We start from the raw sequence: 25,367 nt of genomic DNA on the forward strand, positions 1-25,367 counted from the left end.
ACGTTTCCCAAACGTCACGTGGCCGACCCGGACCGCAACATGAAGCGCCTAGCGTGGCGGCATGCCATCGAGACGACGTTCGGCGCTGCTCGCGCGGTTGGTCGTGGACGAACCGGGTCGCCCACGGGTGATTCTCGGCGAACTGCGCCGGGTGATCCTGGACGGCGCGGCGCCGCCGGGGACCGTGATCCCGCTGCGCGAGGTGGCCGAACTGTTCGAGGTGAGCCACATCCCGGTGCGCGAGGCGCTGAAGACGCTGATCGGTGAGGGGCTGGTCACCCACCGCCCGCACGGCGGCTACGCGGTGGCCCAACTGACCCCGCATGAGCTGCGGGAAATGTATATCGTGCGAGAAACCTTGGAGACCGCATCGCTGGCCGCCGCAGTCGCCAATGCCACCGAAGCCGATCGCGCCGAACTGCGCCGGGTGAATTCGTTGTTGGAGCAGGCGATCCGGGACGACGACCCGATGACATATCATCGGCAGTCGCGCAATTTCCATGTGGCACTTACCAAACCGTCGCGCATGTTCCGGCTGCTGCACATGCTGGAATCGGCGTGGAACGTCACCGAGCCGGTGCAGTCCATGGTGCATGTCGGCCGGGCCGACCGGGTGCGGCTGCACACCGATCACGCGCTGCTGCTCGACGCCTTCCTGGCCCGCGACATCGATCGCCTGCTCGACCGTGCCGAACGACATCACCGCAGGTTGGCCACGGTAATCGCGACGCTGCCGACCGATACCGGACTGCTCGTGCCGGAAGATATATCTGTCGCGCAATAGCGGGGAAATAACCGCGCAACGGCCGGGCAATCCATCGTTCCTACCGTCGGTGCACACCGTCTCACCCTTCGGATCGGAACACCTCATGACCGAAACGCTCGGCTCCCCAGCCGAATTCGCACCTGCTGCGGCTCCGGCTGCCGAATATCATCCGCGACTGACCAATCCGGATCTCGCGCCGCTGCGCGAACAGACCTGGGGCGTGTACGACATCTTCGCTTTCTGGATGTCCGATGTGCACAGCGTCGGCGGCTACGTCACCGCGGGCAGCCTGTTCGCACTCGGTCTGGCCGGCTGGCAGGTGCTAGCGGCGCTGCTCATCGGGATCGGTATCGTCTACGTGTTCTGCAATCTTGTCGCCGAACCGAGCCAAACGGCCGGCGTGCCGTATCCGGTCATGTGCCGCAGCGCATTCGGCGTGCGCGGCGCGAATATCCCGGCCATCATCCGCGGGTTGATCGCGGTGGCTTGGTACGGCATCCAGACCTACCTGGCCTCCGCTGCGCTGGATGTCGTTCTGGTGAAACTGTTTCCGGGTCTGGCGCGGTACGCGGTGGTGGCCGATTACGGCTTCCTCGGGCTCTCCGCGCTAGGCTGGGTCAGTTATCTGCTGCTGTGGGTGGTGCAGGCATGCGTGTTCTGGCGCGGAATGGAGTCGATTCGCAAATTCATCGACTTCAGCGGTCCGGCCGTGTACGTGGTCATGTTCCTGCTTGCCGGATACCTGATTTCGAAGGCGGGTTGGCACGCGGTGGATCTGCAGCTCGGTGCGGTGAAATACACCGGCTGGGCGTCGGTTCCGGTGATGCTCGGCGCTATCGCCCTGGTGGTGTCGTACTTCTCCGGCCCGATGTTGAACTTCGGCGACTTCGCCAGGTACGGCAGGACTTTCGCGGTGGTCAAGCGCGGCAATCTGCTCGGGCTGCCGTTGAACTTCCTGCTGTTCTCGCTACTGGTGGTGATCACCGCCTCGTTGACCGTGCCGGTCTACGGCGAACTCATCACCGATCCGGTGGCGACCGTCGCGCGTATCGACAGCACCTTCGCGATCGCCTTGGGCGCGTTGACCTTTACGATCGCCACCATCGGCATAAATATCGTCGCCAACTTCATCTCACCGGCCTTCGACTTCTCGAATGTGCGTCCGCAGCGGATCAGTTGGCGCGCGGGCGGCATGATCGCCGCAGTGGGTTCGGTGCTCATCACCCCGTGGAACCTGTACAGCAACCCGGATGTCATCCACTACACCCTCGAGGTGCTCGGCGCCTTCATCGGTCCGCTGTTCGGCGTGCTCATCGCCGACTACTACCTGGTGCGTCGGCGGCGGGTGGTGGTCGATGACCTGTTCACCATGGCGGAACACGGAACCTATTGGTACCGAGGCGGTTACAACCCCGTCGCGATTATCGCGACGGTCTCGGGCGCGGTAGTCGCCGTTGTTCCGGTGCTGGCGAAGGGCATTCCCGGGATGTACACCGCCGCTCAGTACAGCTGGTTCATCGGCTGCGGTATCAGTTTCGGTGTCTACCACCTGTTTTCGGTGCGGGCCGCGCGCGCGGCCCGTGGCAGCTCACGCGCGGAGGTCGCCGCCTGATGCGCATACGCGTCGTGAACCCGAACACCACTCGGGCGATGACCGGCGTCATCGAGCGGGGTGCCAGGGCTGTCGTCGGCCCCGGCACGCTGCTCGACGCGGTGACCAATGAGATGGGTCCGGTCTCGATCGAGAGCCACTACGACGAAGCCCTGAGCGTCCCAGGCATTCTCGCGGCCATCGCGGCGGGGGAGCGGGATGGCGTCGACGGATATGTACTGGCCTGCTTCGGCGATCCGGGCCTGGATGCCGCCAGGGAATTGGCCGCGGGTCCGGTGATCGGCATCGCGGAGGCCGCCATGCGGGCGGCGAGTCATCTCGGTCGCGGCTTCAGCGTTGTCACTACGCTGGGCCGAACCGTCGGGCTCGCCGCCGATCTGGTGGAACGCTATGGGATGCAACGATTTTGCCGCGGCATCCACTCCTGTGAGCTGCCGGTGCTCGCGCTGGACAGCGATCCGGACGCGCGCAAGATCATCACCGCGGCGTGCCTCGAAGCGAGGGTGGCCGACCAGCCGGATGCAATCGTCCTCGGCTGCGCGGGGATGTCCGAGTTCAGCGCGCAGCTGAGCGCGGAACTCCGGATACCGGTGGTCGACGGGGTAGCGGCGGCGACGTTGACCGTGCAGTCGCTGCTCATGATGGGCCTGCGCAAATCGGGAAGGGGTGAGTACGCCGCGCCGCCGCCTAAGCGGTACGTCGGCCTGCTGCGTGAATTCGGCCGCTGAGCCGCTGGAATACCCAACCCACCTTCCCGCGCAGCCGACTACCTGCGCTAGAAGTCATATACATACCGAGACGTAGATATGCGCATCTAGCTATTAGATGCAAGCTCGGGACACGCCCGGAACCTCGGTACAAAGACCGGCAAGGAGCGGTATGGAATATTCGACCCGGCTCAAACTTCACCGTTTCTGCAGGTCAACTGCCCGCGAGAAGAGGTGCACGCGTGTCGGTTCTCGGAAGGTCCGCGGTGGCGGCCGTCGTGTTCGCGTCGGCGTTCGCCGCCCCGGCGGGTGCGGCGCCGGAGCTTCCGCTCGGTGGCTGCTCGGGTGGTGAATTCCGTTGGACGGCAACGGAAGGCGCGATCACCATGCAGCCCAAGTTGCTGACGTTCGCATCGGTGGGCGTGATCAGGGACTGCATCGGCGGGCCGCCGGACATCACGGGCGGCACGTTCACCGGCAGCCATGTGGCGATGTCGGATTGCATGCATCCGGCCGACGGTCCACTGACGGTGTGGGTCACCTGGTCGAACGGGGTGAAGAGCACGCTGTGGGGCCAGTGGCCGGTGGGCATGGTGCAGCCGACGGTGGGCCCGCTCGACGTGGTCGATGGCCTCGGCAAGGGTTTGCGGGCGAATATGTCCGTGGTCTACGACATGACGCCGGATATGGTGATGGACTGCCTCGGTCCCGGCCTGCGGACCGGGACCGGGCATTTCAGCGGGACTACGTTCGGCTGAGGCGGTGCTTTCCGGCGCCCGCCTCGATCACGTCGAGAACGCCTGGCAGCCACGGGGTGTAGCCGCTGGGATCGGTGGCGAGCGCGTCGCGCAGCGCGTCCGGCATGATCCAGGCCCAGTCGGCGACCTCGGCCGGATCGGGCTGCGGCACCGCGCCGACGAGCGTGCCGACCAGCACGTGATCCCATTCGTATTCGACGCGGCCGGTGGCCGGATCGCCCGCCTGGTAGCGGAAGGCGCCGACCTCCGTCAGCTCGGTCGCCAAGCCGAGCTCCTCGGCGAGCCGGACCGCCGCCGCTGCCGCCACCGGTTCGCCCGGCGCGGGGTGGCCGCAGCAGGTGTTGGTCCAGAGCTCGGGGAAGCGGGTCTTCACCGCGGCCCGCTGTTGCAGCAGCATCCGGCCAGCGTCGTCGAACAGCAGCACCGAGAACGCGCGGTGCAGCAGGCCGGGCGCGGTGTGCGCCACCGATACCGGGCACGTACCGACCGCGCGACCGGCCTCGTCGACCAATTCGACGGGCAGGTTCTCGCGGTCGGTCGGTGCTTGGGTCACCGCCCCACCTTATCGGCTGAGATCAGCAGGTACTGGAAGCTGCCGTCCTTGTACGCGGTGAGGAACGGCTTCTCCACCCCGGTCGCGAGCTCGGATTTCGTGCGCAGTTCCCAGTAGGGGATGGTGGCCGCCGTCAGATCGACGACATCGATCGGCACCAGGCCGTTGTCGGCGAGCGCACGGAAATATTCGCTGCGCGGATGGATCATGCAACCGTAGTGCGCGTCGATCCAGCTGACCGAGGCCGAGCGCCCACCGGTGACATCGTTGGAGCAGCCGGTGATGCAGACGTACCGGCCGCCGGGTTCGAGCAGCCGGGAGAATTCGCCGAACAGCTCGAAAAGGTCGACGTACATGGTGGTTTCGTTGGTCCAGATACCGCGCATACAACCGGTGTCGAAGCCGGTGTCGAGCATGTTGCGGAAGTGGAAACGCACCTTGTCCGCCACATTCCGTTGTTGCGCTTGATCATTCGCGAATCCGACCTGGTATTCGGAGATGGTGACCCCGTCCACCTGGCAGCCGAAACGCTGGTTGGCCATGAAACTCGTTCCGCCCCTGCCGGATCCGCCGTCCATCAGCCGGTCGCCGGGGCGGACGTCGCCGAGGTGGTCGAGCAGCAGATCGGCCTGTGCGGTTTCCAGGCGGTGCAGTTCCTTGACGATCCGCTGCTGGCGGGTCTCCTCCGGACCCTCCAGTACCGAGAGGTCCGGTTCGCCGATGCCGTAGTGGTGGTGATAGATCCCGTCGACCTCGCCCAGTTTGGTGTTGACCCGGTCGTCGTTCGGGTTGTTGTTCCAATACTCCGCAACGGATTTCTGATAGCTGGTCCGCAGTACGGATCCGGTGTCGGCAATCGTCATGCCAAGTCGTCCTCTCTCGTGCGGTGAAGAGCTACTGGTAGCGCTTGCTGCCTGCGTGCCAGGCGCGATTGCCGCCCATCCACGCCCACAGCCCGGTGAGGAAGCGGCGCAGTTCGGGTGAGCCGGCCGCGGCGAGCACGGTGGCCTCGCGTTCGAATCGGTGCATCAGTTCGTCGTGTACTTCGGCGGTGCGCTGCACCGCCTCGTGCCTGGTGCAGCCCTCCCTGGCCGACAGCACCGTCGGCAGGTTGAATTCCCTTCCGCCGGAAAGGTCTTCGCGTGCCATCGAATACAGGTCGTTGACCATCTGGGCGGCAAGGGCCGCGGTGGTCGTCACCCGGCGCACCCCGGGATCGGTGTATTCGGCGGCGGGCAGCTCGTATCCGCCCACCGCGTCGATCGGCGCCATACACGGCAGGAAGCTGTGCGGCTGCCGGTTGGTGAGGTACTCCCACACCGGTGGCATCCGCTTGGCGGCCCGCCAGCCCGCCTCCGCGCCGAGCGCGATGAACCAGCCCGCGATCTCCGTGCGCAGCCGGGCCAACTGCGCCGGGTTGGCGTAGTGGGCCATGTGCTCGAAGGAGGTGCGGAAGGCGCGCAGGATCGGGTCGGCCTGCAGCGCCTTCTCCAGCTCGGGCGCGTAGCGGGCCGGGAGGTGTACCGGATCCATTGCGGCGGCGGCCATTTCGAGCTTCGGCCCGAGCTCGGCCCAGGCCACCGACGGTGAGCCGTCGGGTGCGGTGTCCGGTGCGTCCTCCTCGCAGTAGTAGTCGTCCACCGACCATTCCGTGACGGCGCACTTGGCGGCGGCGAGCAGGCGGTCCGGGTCGTCGCTGTCGGGGTGGGCCAGCATGATCAGCCTGCCGAAGTCGGCGTCCCGGAGCTCATCCAATCTGCCTTCGTAGAGCCCGATTTCGGCGGCCCATGCGATGAGCCCGTCGTTGACGAGCTCGGCGAGCTCGGGGTTGTCGCGCACCGGCGGCGGGCAGTACAGCGCGGGGATCGGGGATGCCGCTTCGGCGGGCGGCCGGCGGATGCCCGCCGAAGCGGTTCCCAATCCCGTTGGTCCGGTTGGGAATCGCGGTCTCGGTGACGGGTCCGCCGCCGGTGTGCCCGACCGGGTCGGGTCCGACGGCGGTCGCCACTCCTGCGGACCCCTCGGTGCACCGCCGGAGCTCGGCGCGAGGCGCACCCGATGCGAGTACGCCGTCGCGGCCCCCAATCCCGTTGGACCGAGCGGGATCCGCGATGCGGACGGCTCGGTGCCTACGACAACATCCGTCTCGGCGGCCGCCGAGGCGTTGCTGATATCAGCGGATTCCGCTGGCGCGGTAACGGATTCGCCGACCTGCGCTAGTGCGGCTTCCATAGACGGCAACCGCAGCGCCGCGGCCCCCAGCCCGCTCGGCCCGAGCAGCCGTGGCGGCACCGGCGGCTGTGACGCCACCGGCGGCTGCGGGGTCGCGGTGACATCCCCGGTCGTCTCCGGTTGGGTGGCGAAGGGGTCCGCCGGTGCGGTCGTCGAGAAATCAGCCAGCAGCGCGGCGACGGCCGCGGCCACGTCCGAGGTGGCCGGTCGCGCCGCCGCGCGGGAGAAGACCGACATTGCGCATCACCTATTCGGCCTGCCGGGCGACCAGGACATTGTCGAGAATCCCGAGCGCGTCCGGCACCAGAACCGCGGCGGAGTAGTAGCAGCTCACCAGATAGGAGATGATCGACTGGTCGTCGATGCCCTTGAACCGCACGTTCAGGCTCGGCTCGAATTCGTCCGGAATTCCGGTCTGGTGCAGGCCGATAACGCCCTGATCATTTTCGCCGGTGCGCATGGCGAGGATCGATGTGGTCTGGGTCTCGCTCACCGGAATTTTGCTGCACGGGAAGATCGGCACACCGCGCCATGCGGGCACCCGATGGCCGTCCACCTCGACCGGATCGGGATACAGCCCGCGTTTGCTGCACTCCCGGCCGAATGCCGCGATCGCCTTCGGGTGTGCCAGAAAGAGTTTGGTGCTGCGCCGCATGCTCAGCAGGTCGTCCATATCGTCCGGTGTCGGCGCGCCGGATTCGGTGTAGATCCGCTGTTTGAGATCGCAGTTGTGCAGCAGACCGAAGTCCTCGTTGTTGACCAGATCGTGTTCGCGGCGCTCGTACAGCGCCTCGATGGTCAGGCGCAACTGCTGTTCCACCTGGTTCATCGGGTCGTTGAACAGGTCCGCGACGCGGGTGTGCACGCGCAGCACGCTCTGTGCCAGGCTGAGTTCGTATTCCCGCGGGGTGGCGTCGTAGTCGACGAACGTGCCCTCCAGCAGCGGCTCGCCGGCGTGCCCGGAGTGGATCTGGATGTTGGCCTCGCCCTTGGTGTTCTGCGGCGGTGCGGTCCTGCTCGCGACTCTGGAAAGTTGCTCGCGCAATGCGGGCGCGTTGTCGAGCATCTCCTGGAGCGCTTGCCTGGACAGCACGAGCATGGTCGTCTTTTTCACGGCCTTGACGGTGACCGGCCAGATGGCATCGGAGTCGGTGAGCATTTCGGAGCCGAAGTAGTCGCCGTCGCCGAGCAGGCCGAGCACGGTTCGCTCGCCGAATTCACCGGTGCCGAGTTTGGTCAGTTTTCCGTGCACGATCAGCATTACCCGATCCATCGGATTACCGAATTCGGCCACCACCGCGCCCGGTTCGATATCGAGTTGTTCGAATCGCTGCGCGAGGGCGTTCAATACCTCCTCGTCCTCGAAATCTCGCAGCGGCGGAAGTTCCGTGAGTTCGAGAGGAATTACCTTGGCCTTGGAACCGTCGACGACGAATTCGACCTCGCCGTTGCCGAGGGTGTGGGTCAGGCGGCGGTTCACCCGGTAGATACCGCCCTTGACCTCGGTCCACGGCAGCATGCGGGTCAGCCAGCGGGACGTGATGCCCTGCATCTGCGGTTCGGATTTGGTGGTGTGCGCGAGCTGATGGGCGGCGCCCGTACTCAAGCTCTTCTGTTGTCCGTTGGTTTCGGTCTGGACCGGCATTTCGATCGTCATGCGTCGTCCTCACCTAGGTGTCGATCATCGAGAGTTGTTCACAACAAACCGGCAGGCCCGGATCGGGTCTGCGAGAAACTATGCAATGGAGCGAATTGGCTTGCGCGACAGTGCGTTCGGAGCCGTTACTGATGGTAGTTCCCGAAACCTGTTGCCCGCAGCGGTTTTCGGAACAAAGCTGAGTACTGGTCGGCACGTTTCGGGGCGGGTGTGGTGTGGAATGGGCGAATAACGTCCGCCGCGGTTTATGCCGAAGGGTATCGCCGCACACCGCCACGCGGTTGCTCACCGGTGTCCGGATCCGCATGCGGCGGCGCGATATATCGACGCACCGGGCGGCTTCCGGTAGCTCCGCGATCGCCGCCCGGTGCCGAAATCGCATCCTCGATGCATGTAACCGATCACACGAGCCACATAATGGTCATGCGGTGTGGGAAGCTCGTCTCAACACAGTGGGGTGTGTGATGCGGGTCACATAGGGAATCTGGCCAGGAGTGATCGTGAAGTTCAGTGCGAAAAATGTGGTCGGGTCGGTGCAGCGGTTGATGGCGACCGCGCAGAACGGGCTCGAGGTGATTCGATTCGGCGGGCTGAGTCATGACGTCGTGGCCTCGCCGTACGAGATCGTCGAGCGCCGTCGGATGTACCGGCTGCGCCACTATTTCCCGGACGACGCGGCCCCCGGCCGCCCGGTCGCGGTGCTCGTCCCGCCGCTGATGGTCAACGCCGATATCTGGGACGTGAATGTCGCGGACGGCGCCGTCGGCATCCTGCATCGCGGCGGAATCGACTGCTGGGTGGTCGATTTCGGCTCGCCGTCCACCGAGGAGGGCGGTTGGGAGCGTGATCTCGCCGACCATGTGCTCGCGGTGAACAGCGCCATCGACACGGTCACCGAGGCCACCGGCGCCAACGTGCACCTGATGGGATATTCGCAGGGCGGCATGTTCGCCTACCAGACCGCCGCCTACCGAGACGGCAAGGGCGTCGAATCGATCGTCACCTTCGGCAGCCCGGTGGACGTCGTCGCGGGCATGCCGTTCGGATTGCCGTACGGCGTCGTCTCCGATGTCGCGGATTTCCTGGCCGACCATGTCGTCACCCGGTTGCCGATCACCGAATCCATGGTGCGCATCGGCTTCCAGATGCTCGATCCGATGAAGACCGCCAAGGCCCGCATCGATTTCCTTCGGCAGCTGCACGATCGGGAGGCGCTGCTGCCGAAGGAGCGTCAGCGCCGCTTCCTCAACAGCGACGGCTGGGTGGGCTACGCGGGCCCCGCGGCCGCCGACCTGCTCAAACAATTCGTGGCGCACAACCGGCTGATGCTGGGCGGCTTCGTAATTCGCGATCAGCCGATTTCGCTGGCCGAGCTGAAATGCCCGATCCTCGCCTTCGTCGGCGAGGTGGACGATATCGGCCAACCCGCCGCGGTCCGCGGCATCGTGCGGGCGGCGCCGAATGCGGAGGTGTACGAGGCGACCCTGGTCGCGGGTCATTTCGGCCTCGTCGCGGGCAGTATGGCGACCAATCACACCTGGCCGCTGGTGCGTGACTGGATCGACTGGCTGGACAACGACAAACCGCTGCCCGACGATATCGTGCCGATGTCGGATCAGGCCGCGGTCAGCAAGCCGCGGTCGGCGGCGACCAGGGTGGTGCACACCACCGCGTCGCTCGCCGAGGCGGGCGCGGGCATGGGTAAGGCGCTGGAGGCGATCGTCAGCAATACGGTGCGCGGCTCGGTGGATCTGGCCGGCGAGGCGGCCCGTGCGCTGCCCCGGCTGACCCGCCTGGGCATGATCCAGCCGCACACCCGCATCTCGCTCGGCAGGCTGCTCGCCGAACAGGCCCGGCGCGCACCGCTGCGTGACCTGTTCCTGTTCGACGACCGGGTGCACACCAATGCCGCGGTGAACGTCCGCATCGATAACGTTGTGCGCGGCCTCATTTCGGTCGGCATCCGGCCCGCGCAGCGCGTCGGCGTCGTGATGGAGACCCGGCCGAGCGCGCTGGCCACCGTGGCGGCGCTGTCCCGGCTGGGTGCGGTGGCGGTGTTGCTGTCACCGGGCAGCGAGCTGGCTCGGGCCATCGAACTCACCGGTGTCGCAACGCTTGTCGCCGATCCGGAGAATCTGCGCCAGGCCGTCGCGACCGGCGCGCGGGTGCTCGTGCTCGGCGGCGGTGAATCCCGCGAACTCGGTATCCCGCTGGGCGAGAACGTGATCGATCTCGAGCAGATCGATCCGGCGCAGGTGCGGCTGCCCGCCTGGTACCGGCCGGATCCGGGGCTGGCCCGGGAACTGGCCTTCGTGCTGGTGAGCGGCACCGGAGATCGGTTGGAGGCCAAGTACATCACCAACCATCGCTGGGCACTGTCCGCCTTCGGCACCGCGACCACCGCCGATCTCGACCGCCGCGACACCGTGTACTGCCTTGCGCCGCTGCATCATTCGTCGGGTCTGCTGGTGAGCCTCGGCGGCGCGGTCGCGGGCGGCAGCCGGATCGCGCTGGCCCGCTCGCTCGATCCGGCCAGGTTCGGCGCCGAGGTGCACCGCTACGGCGTCACCGTGGTGACCTACACCTGGACCATGTTGCGCGACATCCTGGACGCGGACGTCTTCCCGGCCGGGCACAACCATCCCATCCGATTGTTCATCGGCTCCGGCATGCCCGCCGGACTGTGGCGGCGCACCACCGAACAGTTCGCGCCCGCGCGGGTGCTGGAGTTCTACGCCTCCATCGAGGGAGATGTGGTGCTGGCCAACGTGACCGGCGTGAAGACGGGCTGCAAGGGCCGTCCGGTGCCCGGTACCGCGCGGGTGGAACTGGTTGCCTACGATCCGGAATCGGGCCTGATCCTGACCGACGACCACGGTTTCGCCCGCCGCGCCGCCGACAACGAGGTGGGGCTGCTGCTGGGCAAGGCGGCCGAGGGCGTCGACATCTCCGACGGCGGCCTGCGCGGTGTCTTCGCGGCTGGCGATTCCTGGATGCCGACCGAAAATCTGTTCCGCCGCGACTCCGACGGCGACTACTGGCTGGTCGACCGGAAGGATACGGTCATCCACACCGAGCGCGGCCCGGTGTTCGGCCAGCCGATCGTCGACGCGCTGAACGAGATCACCGCGGTCGATATGGAGGTGGCCTACGGTCTGCCGTCGGGCGACAGCTGCATCGCGGTGGCGGCGGTGAGCGTGCGCAAGGGCTTCCGGCTCACCGCGAAGGATGTCACCGAGGGCATGCGGGCACTCGATCCGGATCAGCGCCCCGACATCGTCTACGTGGTGGATGACATCCCGCGCAGCGCCTCCTACCGTCCGTCCACCAGGGCGGTGCAGGCCGCTGGGCTGCCGGAACCGGGTGAGCACACCTGGCGGTATCACCCGGAGACCGAATCCTATGAATCGCTCACCGCCGACGAGGCGCGAGAGCTGTTCGGGGCGTAGAGCTTTCGTGCGGTGGTCCCGGCCGGGTCCACCGCACGTTCACCACTCGAAACCGGTGACCCCGTCGACGACCCGCTGCAACTGCTGCTCGGTGAGCATCGGCCACAGCGGCAGCCGCAGCAGCGTCGCGGAGAAACGCGCGCTGCGCACGCACGGCACCGGCGTGCGCCCGTACTTCGATCCGGCCGGGCTGGAATCCAGCGGAATGTAGTGGAACGGCGCGACGATACCCAGTTCGCTCAGGTGCCGGATCATGCCGTCCCGGCTCTCCTCGGTCGGCATCCGCAGATAGAACAGGTGCGCGGTGTGCTCGGCGTCGTCGGGCACGTGCATGAGGCGAACATCCTTGCGCGCGGCCCAATCCGGCAGCGCGGCGGCGTAGGTGTCCCACACCCGGTGCCGGTCTTTCTGGATGGTCTCGAATTCGTCGAGTTGCGCGTCGAGCACCGCGGCGTTGAGTTCGCTGGGCAGATAGCTGGAACCGATGTCCTGCCAGGAGTATTTGTCCACCTGGCCGCGCAGGAAGCGGGCGCGGTCGGTGCCCTTCTCCCGCATGATCTCCGCGCGGCCCATCAGGATGTCGTCGCTGAGCAGCAGCGCGCCGCCCTCGCCGCAGTGCACGTTCTTGGTGTCGTGGAAGCTCTGGGTGCCGAGCGTGCCGATGGTGCCCAGCTGCCTGCCGCGCCAGGTGCCGCCGAGGCCGTGCGCATTGTCCTCGATGACGGCGAGTCCGTGCCGATCGGCAAGGGCAAGTAGGGGTTCCATCGCGGCGGCGACACCGCCGTAGTGCATCACCAGCACCGCCTTGGTGCGCGCGGTGATGGCATCGGCGACCGCGGCCGGATCGATATTGCCGGTCTGCTCGTCGATATCGACGAAAACGCATGTGGCGCCGCGCAATGCGATCGAGGTCGCGGCGGAGGTGAAGGCGAAGCTCGGCACGATCACCTCGTCGTCGTGGCCGAGTTCCAGTAGCAGCGCGGCCAATTCGAGCGCATGCGTGCACGAGGTGGTCAGCAGCGCGTGCTGTGCGCCGGTGATGTCCTTCAGCTTGGCGGTGGCCGATCTGGTGAACCGGCCGTCTCCGTGGCTGTGATCGGAGCCGAGTACGGCCTCCAGATTCGTCAGTTCACGACCGGCCCGGTACGGACGGCTGAAGATAATGCGGTCACTCACTCCCCATTGCCCCTCTCGGCGGCGGTTGCCGGCGCCGCGGCCTGCATCTGTCCCGAAACACCCACTCGTTCGAGCACATCCGGCGTCTCGATGGTATCGGGCCGGGGGGTCGGCGAATCCACCGTCAGGTAGAGGGGTTTGCCGACGAGGATATGCAGTGCGACACCGAGGTATTCGGCGATCAGGCCGAGGGAGAACAGGATCGCGCCCGAGCACAGCAGCAGCGCGACGATCATCGAGGTCCAGCCCTCTGGATCGTTGCCGCTGCCGAACAGCTTCTGGCAGATGATCACCGCGGCCATCGCCGCGCCGGCCAGCGCGAGGGTGACGCCGAGCAGGCTCACCAGGCGCAGGCCGCGAGTTCCGCTGCACAGCACCATCTTCCAGAACAGCGAGAACAGCCGCCGGTAGTTGTAACCGGATTCGTCGCGGCCCTCCGCGCGCAGCACCACCGGCACCGAGACGGCGTTGCCGACCACCCAGGTGAGCGCGACGTCCAGGTAGACGCCGTTGGCGGCGACCTCGGCGAGCTGGCGGCCGATATCGCCGCGGATCAGCCGGAAGCTTTCGAAGCGGGTGGAATCGGGAAGGCGAACACGGTGGCCAGCACCAGTTTCGCGCCGCGCGATGTGATGTTGCGCAGGAAGCCGTGCGGCCGGGTGTTGGTCGGCTTGGAGTACACCAGGTCGGCCCGCTCGGCCAGTGCGGTGTCGAGGAAGTCGGCGATGAACGCCGGATCGTGCTGACCGTCCTCGTCCATCGTGACGATCCATTCGCCCTGCGCGGCCGCCATACCCGCGATGGTCGCGGCGTCCTGGCCGAAGTTGCGGCTCAACCACACCGGGCGCACCTGCGGGTAGGCCTGTTCCAGCTCCAGCAGCGCGACATCGGAGCGATCCGGCCCGTTGTCGTGCACCAGGATGATCTCGTCGACGGCGAAGGCGGTGCCGCCCGGCGTCACGGTTTCCGCGGACAGGCGGTCGAGTTCGGCGACGAGCGCGCCGATGGTCTGCTCACCGCGATAGACGGGAACCACGACGGATACGGAATGCACGCGCTGGCGGTACCCGTTCGCCTGGGGGCTGTGGCCGTTCGACCGGCCGGGCCGTGGCGGGCGTGCGGAAGGAATCGGCATTGGCGAGGTTCGACTTTCGATGACGGTGCGATGCCGGTACTCGTCGCGGAAGGCTGAGCCCGAGCCGTGAGGAACTTTAACACGCGCTGCGAAGCGGACCGCAGGGTCCGAGCGGGTCGGCGGACGCGGCCTTCCCTCGACTTGGCATGTAGGGTCTGGGACTCGTGGTGGAAAGTAGAACCCTCACCCAGAAGGACATCTACCGCTGGGGCTGCGTGACCACACTGGGTGTGGTGGCGGGATACGTCGCGGTTCTGCTCGCAAACGTCCGGCACTTCTACACCGACGACAGCGAATCCCAATACGCGCCACTGTGGGTGATGCTCGGTCGGCGGCTGCGCGACGGTGAAATTCCGGCGCTGGTGCCCGAGCACTGGATGGCGGGCAACTACTCCATCGAGGAGGCGGGTCTGCTGAACCCGCCGCAGCTGCTGATCGATCTGATCGCGCCCTCGGTGGACAACCTGCTGATCTACATCACCGTCGTGAAGCTGCTCTTCGCGATCATCCTGGCGCTCGGCGTGTACCGGATCTGTCTGGTGTACGGGGCGAAGGCGCCGTGGGCGGCGGTGGCGGGCGTCGCGATCCCGTTCACCGGCTGGCTGCTGTTCTTCGACGAGGCGAGCTGGGTCACCGCGTTCACCGGCACCGCGTGGATGGTGCATGCCTGGGCCTCCGGTGTGAAGTACGCGCGCGGTAAGAGTGGGCCGATTCCCACTTTCGTCTTTCTGTACCTGGCCATTTCGGTGCAGTACATCTTCCCCGCGGTGGAGGCCGGTCTGATGATCGGCGCGGTGGCCGTCGGGGAGTTGATCTACCAGCGCAAGTGGGTGCCGTCGCTGCGGCTGCTCGGGGTGGCGGCCGGTGCGGCGGTGGCCGGTGTGGCCACCTATCTGCCGAGCATTCTCTCGGCGAAGGTGACCTGGCGCGGCACCTCGCAGATCAACAACGATCAATTCCTCACCGTGCCGTGGTCGGAGTCGTTGAACGCCAGCCTGCCCAGCACCATGCCCGCGTTCAGTTCTTGGTGGGGCTATGTGCAGCCGCTGCCGGTGGTGTACATCGCCTGGTTCCTGATTCCCGCGCTGGCCTTCATCGATTGGCGCAAGGCGCGGGAGAACTGGCAGGAGTTCAGCGGTATCGCGCTGTTCGCGGCGGCCGGTCTGATGTGGACGGCTGGCCCGGGCACCATCGGGCCGCTGCGTTGGCCCGCGCGGGTGCTGCCGATGGTCGCGCTCGGACTGCTGGTGCTGGTGTGCGTATTGCTCGGCCGCTACGCGACTTTCGCCGATTGGCGCAGGCGCGGCATCGCGGGCGGGGTGCTCATCGCGCTCTTGCTGATCCGCACCTACTCGGCCGACCCGCACGCCCTGGTGTGGCATCTGGTGGCGGCCGCCGCGGTGGCGGCGCTCGGCGCCGGACTGGTGTGGCTCGGTCGCACCCGCGGCACGGTCGCGGCCTGCGCGCTGGCGATCCTCGCGGTATTCCCGATCGCCTATCTACAGGTGTACGCGGTGCAGCCGACGCCGATGAGCTGGAATCTGCCGGAGAGCCGGTCGGCGATGAAGGCGAAGTTCCCGCATTTCACCGGCACCACACTGCAATTGGCGGATCGGGCGCTGCTGCAGCCGGGGGAGAAGAACCTCGACGGCGCGTACGGTTCGCTGGTCTTCGGCAACTACGCGAAGGATCTCGAGCTCACCTACACCGGTGGCTACACGCCCAACGGGCACTACTGGTTCGGCGACATGCTGTGCATGCGTTGGGACACCAGCGTCTGCCCCGACGCGTTCCGCCGCGCCTTCTCGGTCGAACCGAGCACACAGCGCACGCTGGTCGATCTGATGAAGGTGGACCGGGTGGTGCTGCAGCGCGCGCTGTATCCGGACGCGCGCAACCATCCGGCGCCGGAGGGCTGGAAGTGGGTCGACTATCCCGGCCACGAGAAGTTCATCTCGGTGCTCGAGCGCGAGGACGGCCCGATCTCCACCCGCAACGGCCGGATCTCCGATGCCAAGGGCGTTGTCGCGACGTCGGTCGAGGAATCCGATATGACCAGCCGGGTGCGGGTCAATTCGGACAACGGCGGGCGCGTCGTTTTCGCGCGGCTGGGGTGGCCCGGATACCGGGCGACGCTGAACGGCAAGGACCTGCCGTTCACTGTCGTTGCGAAATCCTTTGTCGCGGTTGATATTCCGGCGGGCACCAAGAACGGTGACCTGGAGCTGACCTGGCGGCCGCCCGGCTGGCGGCTGGGTGGTGTCGCGATCCTGCTCGGCCTGATCGACCTCGGCGTATTCCAGTGGTGGTATCTGCGCGGGCGGCGGCGCGATGATGATTCCGTGGACGCCACGAGCACTGCGGAGAACGCGACGCCGGAGCCCGATTTGGCGGGCGCGGCGCGATGACCGCCGGTTCGGCGGACCATGCCGCGGCGGTCGACGGTTCGACCGCCGCGGTTGTCGACGCGGCGGAGGCCGGCGGGACGGCGCAGGCCGATCCCGGGCCGCTGCTGCGCCTGGTGCGCCGCCAGGAACTGGCCTTCGCCGTGGTCGGCGGGTTCAACACGCTGCTCGGCATGGTGCTCACCGTCGGCTGGCTCGCGGTGTTCGGTGACCGGGTGTCGCCGTCGGTGGCGGTGGTCGCCGCCTACTGCGTCAGCATTCCGATCGCCTTCGTGCTGCACCGCACGCTGGTGTTCCGGGTGCGCGGCCGGGTGCTGCGCGATTTCGTCGCCTTCGTCGCGGTGAATTCCGTTGGGCTGGTGTCGAACAGCCTGCTCCTGGAGTTCGCGGTGCGGGTGTGTCATTTGCCGGACAAGCCGTCGGCCGTCGTGGTGATGGGCCTGGTCGCGGTGGCCAGCTACTTCGGGCACCGGCACATTTCGTTCCGGCGCCTACCCGAATCGGCTTCCCGATGAAAGCCGGGTAGGTTATCGCTCATGTCGGAAACCACCCTGGACGCCACGTTGCTGAGCCTGCTGGCCTGCCCGCAGGACAAGGGCCCGCTGCGGCTGGTGCGCGACGCCGCGGGCAACAGCGTGCTGTACAACCCGCGGCTGCGGCGCGCCTACTCGATCGAGAACGGCATCCCCGTGCTGCTCATCGACGAGGCCCGCGAGGTATCCGAGGCGGAGGCGGCCGCGTTCGCCGAGCAAACCGAGTCCTGAGCCTAGGCCCTGTGTCGAAGTCCCATCCGGCGCCTCCGCGGCCCAGCTCGCCGCCTGGCCGCGTTGTCGTCGTCGCCGATACAACCCCGGTATCGGCTCCTCCTCCGCCTTGCCAGGCGACGAGCTGGACCACGGATGCATCCGGCCGGACTTCGACACAGGGCCTAGCCTTTCCGAATGCCGTTGGGCCGCTGCCCTTTCGCGGTAGGCCCGGCGGATGACGTTGTGCCGGAACCGATATCGCCGGTGAGATAGCGTTGCAGCGTCGGTCCGACGGCCGCGACGAGCTGGTCGACGCTCGCCTCGGTCAACGGCGGCAGCTCGAGGAGCTTGCGGGTCAGCAGCAGCCCGCCCATCTGGGATATCGCCATCGCGACCCGGAATCGGCCGTCGTCCTCGGGCGTCGCTATGCGCTCGCGCACCCGCTTCAGCACGATCTCCAGCAGGAATGAGCGAGCCAGTGAGCTGTCGCCGCTGTCGCCGCCGCCGATGACGCTGCGCATGGTCGCGACCAGGCCGGGGCCCGCGGCGGAATCCCAGACCCCGAGCACCACCCGCACGATGGTCTCGCCGAGTTCGTCGACCGGCGCCGCGGCGATGGCCTGCAGCACGATATTCGGATCCATCGGCAGTTCGACCGCCGCGGCGAACAACTCCTGTTTGGTGCCGAAGTAGTGGTGTACCAGCGCCGGATCCACCCCGGCGTCGGTGGCCACCGCGCGTATCGAGGTTTTGTCGAAACCGTTGTCGGCGAAGCGCTTTCGTGCCGCGGCCAGGATCGTGCCACGGGTGTCGGTGCGCCCGGGACGGCGGCCGGTTCTGCCGGGGCGGCTGTCGGGATCGGGTCCGCTCATGCCGCACCGGCGCTCGGTCGCGGCGGCCGCCGTGTCGATGATTCGCCCGCAAGCTCGCTCATGCCGCTTCCTCGCTGGCGCTCGGTCGTGGCATGCGCGATGCGCGCTGTGTCGATGATTCGCTCGCAAGCTCGCTCATGCGGTCCGCCGCCGCAGCGTGGCCGCGCCGAGGCACAGTGCGACGATGGTGAATCCGGCGACGATCACCAGATCCCGCCACATGACGCCGGTGGCATCCCGATGGCTCGAAACCTGTTGCAGCGCTTCGACCGCGTAGCTCAGCGGCAGCACATTGCTGAGCGCCTCGAGCCAGCCGGGCAGCTGTCCGCGCGGAACGAGCAGGCCGCACAGGAAGATTTGTGGCGCCACCACCACCGGCATGAACTGCACCGCCTGGAACTCGGTGCGCGCGAAGGCACTTGCCAACAATCCGAGCGCCACACCACACACCGCATCGATCATCGCGATCAACACTACCCAGCCCGGATTGCCCGTCGATTTCAGGCCGAGCAGCCAGAAGGACACCACGCAGGCCACGGTGGCCTGCGCGGCCGCGGCCAGCGAGAACGCGGTGCCGTAGCCGGCGAGCAGGTCGAGTTTGCGCAGCGGGGTGGTGAGCAGCCGCTCCAGCGTGCCCGAGGTGCGTTCGCGTTGCATGGCGATGGCGGTGATCAGGAACATCACGATGAACGGCAGAATCCCGAGCATGCTGATGCCGACCTCGTCGAACAGCCGGACCGGGCGGAACGGGTTGGTCGGCGTGTCCTTGTAGATGAAGTAGAGCAGCGTCATCAGTAGTGCGGGAACCACCAGGATCATCGCGACGGTGCGGTGGTCGTTGCGCAGCTGACGCAGGATGCGCCCGGTGGTCGCGACGTACGGACGCACCAAAGCGGTTGCCGAGGACGGGTTTTCGAGTACGGCGGTCATGCTGCGCGTCCCATCGTGATCAGTGCCAGGAAGGCGTTTTCCAGATTCTGTTCGCCGGTGTTCGACCGCAGTTCGTCGGGGCTGAGCTGGGCGAGCAGCTGTCCATCGCGCATCAGCAGCAGTTTGTCGCAGTGGTCGGCCTCGTCCATCACATGGCTGGACACCACCAATGTCGTTCCGCCCGCGGCCAATTCGCGGAATTTCTTCCAGAGGTCAACGCGCAGTACCGGATCGAGGCCGACGGTGGGTTCGTCGAGGATCAGCAGTTCCGGTTCGGCGACCAGCGCGCAGGCCAGCGACGCCCGGGTGAGCTGTCCGCCGGAGAGTTCGTCGCCGCGCTGTTTGGCGTGTTCCTGGAGGCCGACCGCGGCGATCGCGTCGTCGACGGCGGTGCGGGCGCGGCCGTAGAGGGCGGCGTAGTAGGCGACGTTCTCGCGGACGCTGATGTCGTTGTAGATGCTCGGCGCCTGGGTGACATAGCCGATGCGGCGGCGCAATCCGGCGGATCCCGCGGCTTCGCCGAGCGCGGTGACCTGGCCGGACGCCACGATCTGGGTGCCGACGATGCTGCGCAGCAATGTGGTCTTGCCGCAGCCGGACGGGCCGAGCAGTCCGGTGATCGATCCGCGCGGGATGGTCAGCGAAACGTGGTGCAGCACTTCGCGGCCGCCGCGCCGGACGGTCAGGTCACGGATCTCGACGGCAGGGTTTTGCGACATGGTCGCCTCAATTCATCGAGTGTTGAATTCACTGTGTGATGAATTTAGCTCGGCCGCCGCGACACGACAAGCCGCGACGCGCCGGACGTCACTCCGTGGCGAGTTCGGTCGCCGCCGCGCGCCCGGCGTCGGCGGTCCGGTGCAGGAAATCGGCGATCACCGCGAGTTGCTCCTCGGTGTAGTCCGCGCAGAGCTCGTCCATCCGCCGATTCATCCCGGACAGCACCCGGTACACCTCGGGATTGCGGTCGCGGGTCGCCCGGACGGCGACCGCCCGCCGGTCGCTCGCCGCCGGATCGCGCTCCCGGACGATCCAGCCCGCGCGTTGCAGCCGATCGAGGACGCCGGTCATGGTCGCCGGATGCAGTGCGGCCAATTTCGCCAGTGCGCCGGGGCCGATCGGACCGTGTCGATTGATCAGGTCGAGGCAGTGCCAGTCCACGTCCCTGAGCTCGACCTTCGCGCCGAATTGCCGATTGAGCAGGGCGAGTTGGGTGTTCAGGTCGCGCAGCGAATCCTTGACCGCCTGCGCGGCGCGGCGATGTCGCCGGGCCGAATCGGATACGTTTGTCATATTGTATGACTTTCATATTAGTTGATATGGTTGTCATATGATACGGCGCTCGGATGGTCCGGCGTCGCGCACAGGAGGACTGTCGTCATGCGCATCATCGTTTTCGGAGCGAACGGACCCACCGGCCGCCTGCTGACCGGGCAGGCGCTGGCCGCCGGTCACGACGTCGTCGCGGTCACCCGCAGGCCCGAGGAATTCCCCATCGCTGGCGACCGGCTCACCGTCTTCGGCGGCGATGTGCGCCGAGCGGATTCGGTGCTGGCCGCGGTCGCGGGCGGCGACGCCGTGCTCTCGACGCTCGGCGTCCCGTACGGCAGGAAGCCGATCGACACCTATTCGCTCGGCGTCGCCAATATCGTCGACGCCATGTGCCGCAACGACATTCGCCGCATCGCGGTGGTGTCGTCCAGCGCGGTCGACCCGCAGACGTTCGCTCGCGCCGGCTTCCTGTTCAATCGTGTCATCCAGCCGTTCATCGCCGAATTCCTCGGCAAAACCGTGTACGACGACATGCGCCGGATGGAATCCGTGCTCACCGCAACGGATCTCGACTGGACCATCGTCCGCCCCGGTGGTCTCTACAACCTCCCGTCCGTCACCGATTACACGATGGCGCAAGGGCATCTCGATCATCGATACACCGCTCGAACCGATCTAGCCGCGGCACTGCTGCGGCTCGCCGAGAGCGACGTCTTCATCCGCCAAATCGTGGGGGTGGCGACCACCGTCGAGAATCCGACCGTGCTGCAACTGATCCGCACCGAGGCGCTGGCCAAGCGCTGAGTGACGCGGATCACATAGCCCGACTGTCACGGCCGCGTCGGGTCGTTTGTCCCTTGGTCGTCATCAACCCGATCGACCAAGGAGCAGACCATGAACACCGAAACCCGGATCGTCGTCCTCGGCGCCGGCTACACCGGCATGCTGGCCGCCGTCCGGCTGGCCCGGCGCACCCGCGGGCGCGGCGTGCACATCACGATCGTCAACCCGGTGGCCCGCTTCGCCGAGCGGCTGCGCATGCACCAGGTCGCGGCGGGGCAGGAACTCGCCGACTACCGGATCCCGGATCTGTTGCGCGGCACCGGAATCGAATTCCTCCAGGGTCGCGCGACGGCCATCGATCCGGTCCTGCGCCGCGTCACCGTCGACGACACGCGCTTACTGGACTACGACCACCTCATCTACGCACTGGGCGGCGTCGCCGCGACCGATACCGTGCCCGGCGCCGCCGAATACGCCTGCACACTCGACAATCCCGTTGCGGTACACCACTTCTCGCGGCGTGCGGCCGAGATCGCGGCGCGCGGGGGTGAGGTCGCGGTGATCGGCGGCGGGCTCACCGGCATCGAGGCCGCGACCGAAATAGCGGCGGGCAACCCGGGATTGCGGGTCACGCTCATCAGCAACGCCGAGCCGGGCGCGATGATGGGGGAGCGAGCCCGCGGCTACCTGAACCGCGCCCTCGACCGGCTCGGCATCGCACGGCTGGTCGGCAGCGCGGTTACCGAGGTGCGGCCCGACGCGGTCGAATTGGCAAGCGGTGAACGGATTCCCGCCGATCTCACGCTCTGGACCGCCGGGGTGCGCGGCGTGCCGCTGGCCGCGCAGTCGGGTATCGCCACCGACGCGCGTGGGCTGATCCTGGTCGACCAGACGCTGAAATCGTTGTCGCACCCCGAAATTCACGCCGTCGGTGACGCCGCCGCGGTGCGGATGCCATGGGGACCGCTGCACGGAACCTGCCAGAGCGGTATGCCGACCGCCGCCTACACCGCCGACGCCATAGCCCGGGAGCTGCGCGGAAAGCCGGTGCGGCCGTTCCGTTTCGGCTACATCCACCAGCCGGTGAGCCTGGGGCGCGACGATGCGGTCATCCAGTTCACCCACCGCGACGACACCCCGCGCCGCTGGTACCTGACCGGCCGCGCCGCCGTCCGCTACAAGGAAATGGTCAGCGGCAGCCCGGTTCCGGTGTTCCACCTCAGCAAGAAGATGAACGTCGCGGTGACGCTGCCGGCGGGCGAATACGCCACCGCGGCATGAGGGTGATGGCAGGGAATTGCCGCGACGGGTACGGGTGACGATGCGCGACGATGTGCCGATGACCGACGACCCGATGCGCGATCCGTTCCTGGAGCATCGGCGACTGCTGTTCGCCACCGCCTACCGGATGCTCGGCACCGTGACCGACACCGAGGACGTGCTGCAGGACGCCTGGCTCAAATGGAACGAGACCGATCGCACGGCGGTCGAGCATCCGAAGTCCTATCTGGTGCGCACCGTCACCAACCTGTCGTTGAATCGGCTCACCTCGGCCCGCGCGACCCGCGAAAACTATGTCGGCCCTTGGCTGCCCGAGCCCCTGCTGACCACTCCGAACATCGCCGAGGACGCCGAACTCGCCGATACCGTCTCGACCGCGATGCTCGTCGTACTGGAAACGCTGAGTCCGATCGAGCGCGCGGTGTTCCTGCTGCGCGAGGTGTTCGGCTACACCCACGCCGAGATCGCCGACACCCTCGACCGGCCCGAGGCGACCATCCGGCAGATCGCCCACCGCGCCCGCGAACACGTGCGGGCCCGCCGCCCGCGGTTCGACACCGACCGAACCGCCCGCGATCACGTCACCGAGCTGTTCATGGCGGCGGCATCCGGCGGCGATCTCAATGCCCTGATGGATCTGCTCGCGCCGGATGTCACCGCGTGGACCGACGGCGGTGGCGTCGTCACCGCGGCCCGTCGCCCGCTCTACGGACCGGACCATGTGGCCCGGTGGATCCTCGGCGTGCTCGCCAAGCCGATCGTCGCCGGATTCACCTTGGCGCCCGCGACCATCAACGGCGAACTCGGCGTCATCACCTATCTCGACGACAATCCGGTCTCGGCGTTCACCTACGACCTGGTCGACGGCAAGATCGAGAACCTCCGCTTCCAGGTGAATCCGGCCAAGCTGCGCGGTCTCCACCTCGGCACCGACCTGATCGGCTGAATAACCTGCAAATATTCCTTGTTGCGTATATACGTGAAGGAGTATATTAGCGGTGTGACGACCGATGTATTCGCTGTGGTGGCCGAACCGCAGCGCAGGCGAATCCTCGACGAACTGCGCACCGGCGCGGCTACCGTCAGCGATCTCGTCATCCGGCTCGAGCTGTCCCAGCCGACGGTGTCGAAGCATCTGCGAGTCCTGCGCGACTCCGGCTTCGTCACCTGCGAGGTCGCCGCGCAGAAACGGATATATCAACTCGCCCCGGCCCCGTTCGAACAACTCGACGACTGGCTCGCGCCCTATCTGCGGTTGTGGACACGGCATCTCGACGCGCTGGGCCGACACCTCGAGCGAAAGGAATCCCGATGAGCAACTACCGGCCGAGTCCGCTGCAGCGAGTCGAACTCGTCGACGATGGCGGGCGGTGGTCGCTGGTCTTCCACCGGCAGTTCCCGCAGGCGCCCGGTTCGGTGTGGGCCGCCCTCACCGAACCGGACGAGTTGCGGGAGTGGGCGCCGTACACCGCCGATCGGTCGTTGGCCGCGGTCGGACCCGTCACGCTGTTCATGACCGATGGCACCGAGCTGCCCGGCGAGGTGAGTGCGGCGCAGTCGCCGACTCTCCTCGAATTCACTTGGGGCGGTGACCTTTTGCGTTGGGAGCTGTGCGCGAGCGGTACCGGTACCGCGCTGACGCTCACCCACCGGCTGCCCGAGCGCGGCGTCGCGGCGATGATGGCGGCCGGTTGGCATATCTGTCTGGACGTCGCCGCCGAGCTGCTCGCGGGCAGCCCCGTCGGACCGATCATCGGGATGGCGGCCATGGCGCACGGCTGGCCGGAGCTCAACGCGCAATACTCCGATCGGCTCGGCGTCGAACCTGTCGCGCCGCCCGTGCAGCAATAACTCCGGCGGAGCGGTTTACGCTCCTGCCGTGACCACCGCGAACGCCGAACCCGCCGACGGCGGACAGGTCAGGGTCTCCACCCTGGAACTCTTCTTCGACCTAGTCTTCGTCTTCACCATCACTCAACTCACCCACGTCTTCACCCACGACCCGGGTTGGCGCGCGCTCGGTCAGGTCGCGGTGCTCTTCGGCGTGATCTGGTGGATGTACAGCGGATACGTCTGGCTCACCAACGAGGTGGCACCGAGCAATTCGGCGCGGCGCACCTGGCTGCTCATCGGCATGTTCGCGTTCTTCGTGCTCGCGCTGTCCATTCCGGACGCCTTCCACGGCTCCGGAATCCCCTTCGGCCTCGCCTACATCCTCGTCACCGTCATCCACACCCTGCTGTTCGCCTCCGGCGGCGGCGAATCGGCGACGATCGCGATCAAACGCATCGCCCCGCTGAACGCGCTGGCCGCGCTGCTGGTGCTCGCGGGCGGCTTCGCCGACGGCTGGCTCCAATACCTGTGCTGGACAGCCGCTTTCGCCGTTCAGGTGATCAGTCCATATCTGGTGGAGACCCGTGATTTCCAGGTGCGCGCCGCCCATTTCGCGGAACGGCACGGCCTGGTGATCATCGTCGCCATCGGTGAATCCGTCGTGGCCATCGGAGTCGGGCTGGCGGGGCAGTCGATCACGGTTCCGCTCGTCGCCCAGGTGGCGCTCGGTCTGTCGCTGGCATATGTGCTGTGGTGGGCCTATTTCGGCATCGATGACGAACGCGGCGAACATGCCCTGGCCGCCGTGCCCGTCCGGGAACGATCGACGCCCGCTGTGCTCGCGTACGGATATTCGCTGTACCCCATGCTGATCGGCATCGTCGTCACCGCGGCCGGTATCAATCTGAGCATCGCGCACGGCAATCAACCCACCTCGCTCGCCGCCGCGGCGGCGCTCTCCGGCGGTGTCACCCTCTATTTCCTCGGCCAGTTCGCATTCCGGCTCTCGCTGCGTCTTTCGCGCCCGTGGTCGCGCCTGGCCGCGGCCGTCGCGGTGGCCGCGACGATCCCGATCGGCGTCGCATGGGTGGCCTGGGGTCAGCTCGTCGCCCTCGTCGCCGTCGCATACGCCGCGGTCATCGCCGACGACCTCGTCGCTTTGCGCGCGGGGCAGCACAGTTCCTACGTGTAGCAGTCGGT

Annotated in this window: 23 protein-coding genes and 1 pseudogene; 14 read left to right on the forward strand and 10 right to left on the reverse strand. The window is 67.1% G+C overall.

The genetic code is table 11. The features are described from left to right. Window positions 1-61: 61 nt before the first annotated feature. From F5544_RS16980 to F5544_RS16995, 4 genes are all read left to right on the forward strand, one after another. Window positions 62-784 carry a GntR family transcriptional regulator gene (locus tag F5544_RS16980; RefSeq protein WP_167474090.1) on the forward strand — a complete coding sequence of 241 codons (723 nt, stop codon included), beginning with the start codon at window positions 62-64 and terminating at the stop codon, window positions 782-784. Between the two features lie 85 nt (window positions 785-869). Then, the gene (locus F5544_RS16985) at window positions 870-2,378 is read left to right on the forward strand and encodes an NCS1 family nucleobase:cation symporter-1 (RefSeq protein ID WP_167474091.1); all 1,509 of its coding nucleotides are present in this window, start codon (window positions 870-872) and stop codon (window positions 2,376-2,378) included. After that, window positions 2,378-3,106: an aspartate/glutamate racemase family protein gene (locus F5544_RS16990; RefSeq protein WP_167474092.1), complete on the forward strand. Its 729-nt coding sequence runs from the start codon at window positions 2,378-2,380 to the stop codon at window positions 3,104-3,106. Before F5544_RS16985 ends, F5544_RS16990 begins: the two co-directional genes overlap by 1 nt. 221 nt (window positions 3,107-3,327) lie before the next feature. After that, on the forward strand, window positions 3,328-3,843 hold the full coding sequence (locus F5544_RS16995) for a hypothetical protein (RefSeq protein ID WP_167474093.1): 516 nt from the start codon (window positions 3,328-3,330) through the stop codon (window positions 3,841-3,843). Here the strand turns inward: F5544_RS16995 and idi are convergent. Genes idi through F5544_RS17015 form a run of 4 tightly spaced genes read right to left on the reverse strand, consistent with a single transcriptional unit; the run spans window position 3,830 to window position 8,285 of the window. Next, window positions 3,830-4,396, reverse strand: a complete 567-nt coding sequence (gene idi / locus F5544_RS17000; protein ID WP_238847285.1) for an isopentenyl-diphosphate Delta-isomerase — start codon at window positions 4,394-4,396, stop codon at window positions 3,830-3,832. The two genes, F5544_RS16995 and idi, sit on opposite strands and share 14 nt — an antisense overlap. Then, entirely contained in the window at window positions 4,393-5,259 is an 867-nt protein-coding gene (locus tag F5544_RS17005; protein WP_167474094.1) for a geranyl diphosphate 2-C-methyltransferase, read from the reverse strand. The genes idi and F5544_RS17005 overlap by 4 nt, the downstream gene beginning before the upstream one ends. A gap of 31 nt (window positions 5,260-5,290) precedes the next feature. Further along, complete coding sequence (locus tag F5544_RS17010; RefSeq protein ID WP_238847286.1) at window positions 5,291-6,865, reverse strand: family 2 encapsulin nanocompartment cargo protein terpene cyclase; 1,575 nt, start codon at window positions 6,863-6,865, stop codon at window positions 5,291-5,293. Window positions 6,866-6,875: 10 nt separating this feature from the next. Next, window positions 6,876-8,285, reverse strand: a complete 1,410-nt coding sequence (locus F5544_RS17015; RefSeq protein ID WP_167474095.1) for a family 2B encapsulin nanocompartment shell protein — start codon at window positions 8,283-8,285, stop codon at window positions 6,876-6,878. 545 nt (window positions 8,286-8,830) lie between these two features. Here F5544_RS17015 and F5544_RS17020 point away from each other — a divergent pair. Then, on the forward strand, window positions 8,831-11,734 hold the full coding sequence (locus F5544_RS17020) for an acyl-CoA synthetase (protein ID WP_428847175.1): 2,904 nt from the start codon (window positions 8,831-8,833) through the stop codon (window positions 11,732-11,734). A 39-nt stretch (window positions 11,735-11,773) separates the two neighbouring features. Here the strand turns inward: F5544_RS17020 and rffA are convergent, their stop codons facing one another. Both rffA and F5544_RS47315 read right to left on the reverse strand, forming a co-directional pair. After that, window positions 11,774-12,910 carry a dTDP-4-amino-4,6-dideoxygalactose transaminase gene (rffA, locus tag F5544_RS17025; protein ID WP_167474097.1) on the reverse strand — a complete coding sequence of 379 codons (1,137 nt, stop codon included), beginning with the start codon at window positions 12,908-12,910 and terminating at the stop codon, window positions 11,774-11,776. Beyond that, window positions 12,907-13,964 (reverse strand): annotated as a pseudogene (locus F5544_RS47315) (glycosyltransferase). The gene rffA and the pseudogene F5544_RS47315 overlap by 4 nt, the downstream one beginning before the upstream one ends. Before the next feature lie 248 nt (window positions 13,965-14,212). Between F5544_RS47315 and F5544_RS17035 the strand changes: the two are divergent. Genes F5544_RS17035 through F5544_RS17045 form a run of 3 tightly spaced genes read left to right on the forward strand, consistent with a single transcriptional unit; the run spans window position 14,213 to window position 17,214 of the window. Next, window positions 14,213-16,453, forward strand: coding sequence for a hypothetical protein (locus F5544_RS17035; protein ID WP_238847289.1), 2,241 nt, complete (start codon window positions 14,213-14,215; stop codon window positions 16,451-16,453). Further along, complete coding sequence (locus F5544_RS17040) at window positions 16,450-16,965, forward strand: GtrA family protein (RefSeq protein ID WP_167474099.1); 516 nt, start codon at window positions 16,450-16,452, stop codon at window positions 16,963-16,965. Before F5544_RS17035 ends, F5544_RS17040 begins: the two co-directional genes overlap by 4 nt. A 21-nt stretch (window positions 16,966-16,986) precedes the next feature. Then, entirely contained in the window at window positions 16,987-17,214 is a 228-nt protein-coding gene (locus tag F5544_RS17045; protein WP_167474100.1) for a Trm112 family protein, read from the forward strand. A gap of 164 nt (window positions 17,215-17,378) precedes the next feature. Here the strand turns inward: F5544_RS17045 and F5544_RS17050 are convergent, their stop codons facing one another. The 4 genes from F5544_RS17050 to F5544_RS17065 form a co-directional block, all read right to left on the reverse strand. Then, window positions 17,379-18,068 carry a TetR family transcriptional regulator gene (locus F5544_RS17050; RefSeq protein ID WP_167474101.1) on the reverse strand — a complete coding sequence of 230 codons (690 nt, stop codon included), beginning with the start codon at window positions 18,066-18,068 and terminating at the stop codon, window positions 17,379-17,381. Between the two features lie 135 nt (window positions 18,069-18,203). Further along, a complete protein-coding gene (locus F5544_RS17055; RefSeq protein ID WP_167474102.1) occupies window positions 18,204-18,998 on the reverse strand; it encodes an ABC transporter permease in 795 nt (264 codons plus the stop codon). Next, window positions 18,995-19,717, reverse strand: coding sequence for an ABC transporter ATP-binding protein (locus tag F5544_RS17060; protein WP_167474103.1), 723 nt, complete (start codon window positions 19,715-19,717; stop codon window positions 18,995-18,997). The genes F5544_RS17055 and F5544_RS17060 overlap by 4 nt, the downstream gene beginning before the upstream one ends. Before the next feature lie 88 nt (window positions 19,718-19,805). Then, window positions 19,806-20,291 (reverse strand): MarR family transcriptional regulator, encoded by a 486-nt coding sequence (locus F5544_RS17065; protein ID WP_167474104.1) that lies wholly within the window; start codon window positions 20,289-20,291, stop codon window positions 19,806-19,808. Between the two features lie 87 nt (window positions 20,292-20,378). On the opposite strand from F5544_RS17065, the gene F5544_RS17070 reads away from it, so the two are divergent. The 6 genes from F5544_RS17070 (at window position 20,379) to F5544_RS17095 (ending at window position 25,359) form a co-directional block, all read left to right on the forward strand. After that, on the forward strand, window positions 20,379-21,074 hold the full coding sequence (locus F5544_RS17070; RefSeq protein WP_167474105.1) for an NAD(P)-dependent oxidoreductase: 696 nt from the start codon (window positions 20,379-20,381) through the stop codon (window positions 21,072-21,074). 90 nt (window positions 21,075-21,164) lie between these two features. Further along, window positions 21,165-22,334 carry an NAD(P)/FAD-dependent oxidoreductase gene (locus F5544_RS17075; RefSeq protein WP_167474106.1) on the forward strand — a complete coding sequence of 390 codons (1,170 nt, stop codon included), beginning with the start codon at window positions 21,165-21,167 and terminating at the stop codon, window positions 22,332-22,334. Window positions 22,335-22,392: 58 nt separating this feature from the next. Beyond that, entirely contained in the window at window positions 22,393-23,280 is an 888-nt protein-coding gene (locus F5544_RS17080) for an RNA polymerase sigma-70 factor (protein WP_167474107.1), read from the forward strand. A 54-nt stretch (window positions 23,281-23,334) separates the two neighbouring features. Next, a complete protein-coding gene (locus tag F5544_RS17085; protein ID WP_167474108.1) occupies window positions 23,335-23,649 on the forward strand; it encodes an ArsR/SmtB family transcription factor in 315 nt (104 codons plus the stop codon). Further along, window positions 23,646-24,185, forward strand: a complete 540-nt coding sequence (locus F5544_RS17090; RefSeq protein ID WP_167474109.1) for an SRPBCC family protein — start codon at window positions 23,646-23,648, stop codon at window positions 24,183-24,185. Before F5544_RS17085 ends, F5544_RS17090 begins: the two co-directional genes overlap by 4 nt. Before the next feature lie 28 nt (window positions 24,186-24,213). Next, window positions 24,214-25,359: a low temperature requirement protein A gene (locus F5544_RS17095; RefSeq protein ID WP_167474110.1), complete on the forward strand. Its 1,146-nt coding sequence runs from the start codon at window positions 24,214-24,216 to the stop codon at window positions 25,357-25,359. Window positions 25,360-25,367 lie beyond the last annotated feature (8 nt).

The sequence above is a fragment of the Nocardia arthritidis genome (genome assembly GCF_011801145.1).
GTDB classification, from domain to species: Bacteria; Actinomycetota; Actinomycetes; order Mycobacteriales; family Mycobacteriaceae; genus Nocardia; species Nocardia arthritidis_A.

Excerpts from the sequence above, each read along its gene's own strand:
- F5544_RS17050 (WP_167474101.1), bottom strand. The coding sequence starts at position 18,068 with ATGAGCGGACCCGATCCCGACAGCCGCCCCGGCAGAACCGGCCGCCGT.
- F5544_RS17010 (WP_238847286.1), bottom strand. The coding sequence starts at position 6,865 with ATGTCGGTCTTCTCCCGCGCGGCGGCGCGACCGGCCACCTCGGACGTG.
- F5544_RS17075 (WP_167474106.1), top strand. The coding sequence starts at position 21,165 with ATGAACACCGAAACCCGGATCGTCGTCCTCGGCGCCGGCTACACCGGC.
- F5544_RS16980 (WP_167474090.1), top strand. The coding sequence starts at position 62 with ATGCCATCGAGACGACGTTCGGCGCTGCTCGCGCGGTTGGTCGTGGAC.
- F5544_RS17005 (WP_167474094.1), bottom strand. The coding sequence starts at position 5,259 with ATGACGATTGCCGACACCGGATCCGTACTGCGGACCAGCTATCAGAAA.
- F5544_RS16990 (WP_167474092.1), top strand. The coding sequence starts at position 2,378 with ATGCGCATACGCGTCGTGAACCCGAACACCACTCGGGCGATGACCGGC.
- F5544_RS17090 (WP_167474109.1), top strand. The coding sequence starts at position 23,646 with ATGAGCAACTACCGGCCGAGTCCGCTGCAGCGAGTCGAACTCGTCGAC.
- F5544_RS17065 (WP_167474104.1), bottom strand. The coding sequence starts at position 20,291 with ATGACAAACGTATCCGATTCGGCCCGGCGACATCGCCGCGCCGCGCAG.
- F5544_RS17020 (WP_428847175.1), top strand. The coding sequence starts at position 8,831 with ATGGCGACCGCGCAGAACGGGCTCGAGGTGATTCGATTCGGCGGGCTG.
- F5544_RS17060 (WP_167474103.1), bottom strand. The coding sequence starts at position 19,717 with ATGTCGCAAAACCCTGCCGTCGAGATCCGTGACCTGACCGTCCGGCGC.
- F5544_RS17015 (WP_167474095.1), bottom strand. The coding sequence starts at position 8,285 with ATGACGATCGAAATGCCGGTCCAGACCGAAACCAACGGACAACAGAAG.
- F5544_RS17040 (WP_167474099.1), top strand. The coding sequence starts at position 16,450 with ATGACCGCCGGTTCGGCGGACCATGCCGCGGCGGTCGACGGTTCGACC.
- F5544_RS17045 (WP_167474100.1), top strand. The coding sequence starts at position 16,987 with ATGTCGGAAACCACCCTGGACGCCACGTTGCTGAGCCTGCTGGCCTGC.
- F5544_RS17055 (WP_167474102.1), bottom strand. The coding sequence starts at position 18,998 with ATGACCGCCGTACTCGAAAACCCGTCCTCGGCAACCGCTTTGGTGCGT.
- F5544_RS17070 (WP_167474105.1), top strand. The coding sequence starts at position 20,379 with ATGCGCATCATCGTTTTCGGAGCGAACGGACCCACCGGCCGCCTGCTG.
- F5544_RS16985 (WP_167474091.1), top strand. The coding sequence starts at position 870 with ATGACCGAAACGCTCGGCTCCCCAGCCGAATTCGCACCTGCTGCGGCT.
- F5544_RS17080 (WP_167474107.1), top strand. The coding sequence starts at position 22,393 with ATGACCGACGACCCGATGCGCGATCCGTTCCTGGAGCATCGGCGACTG.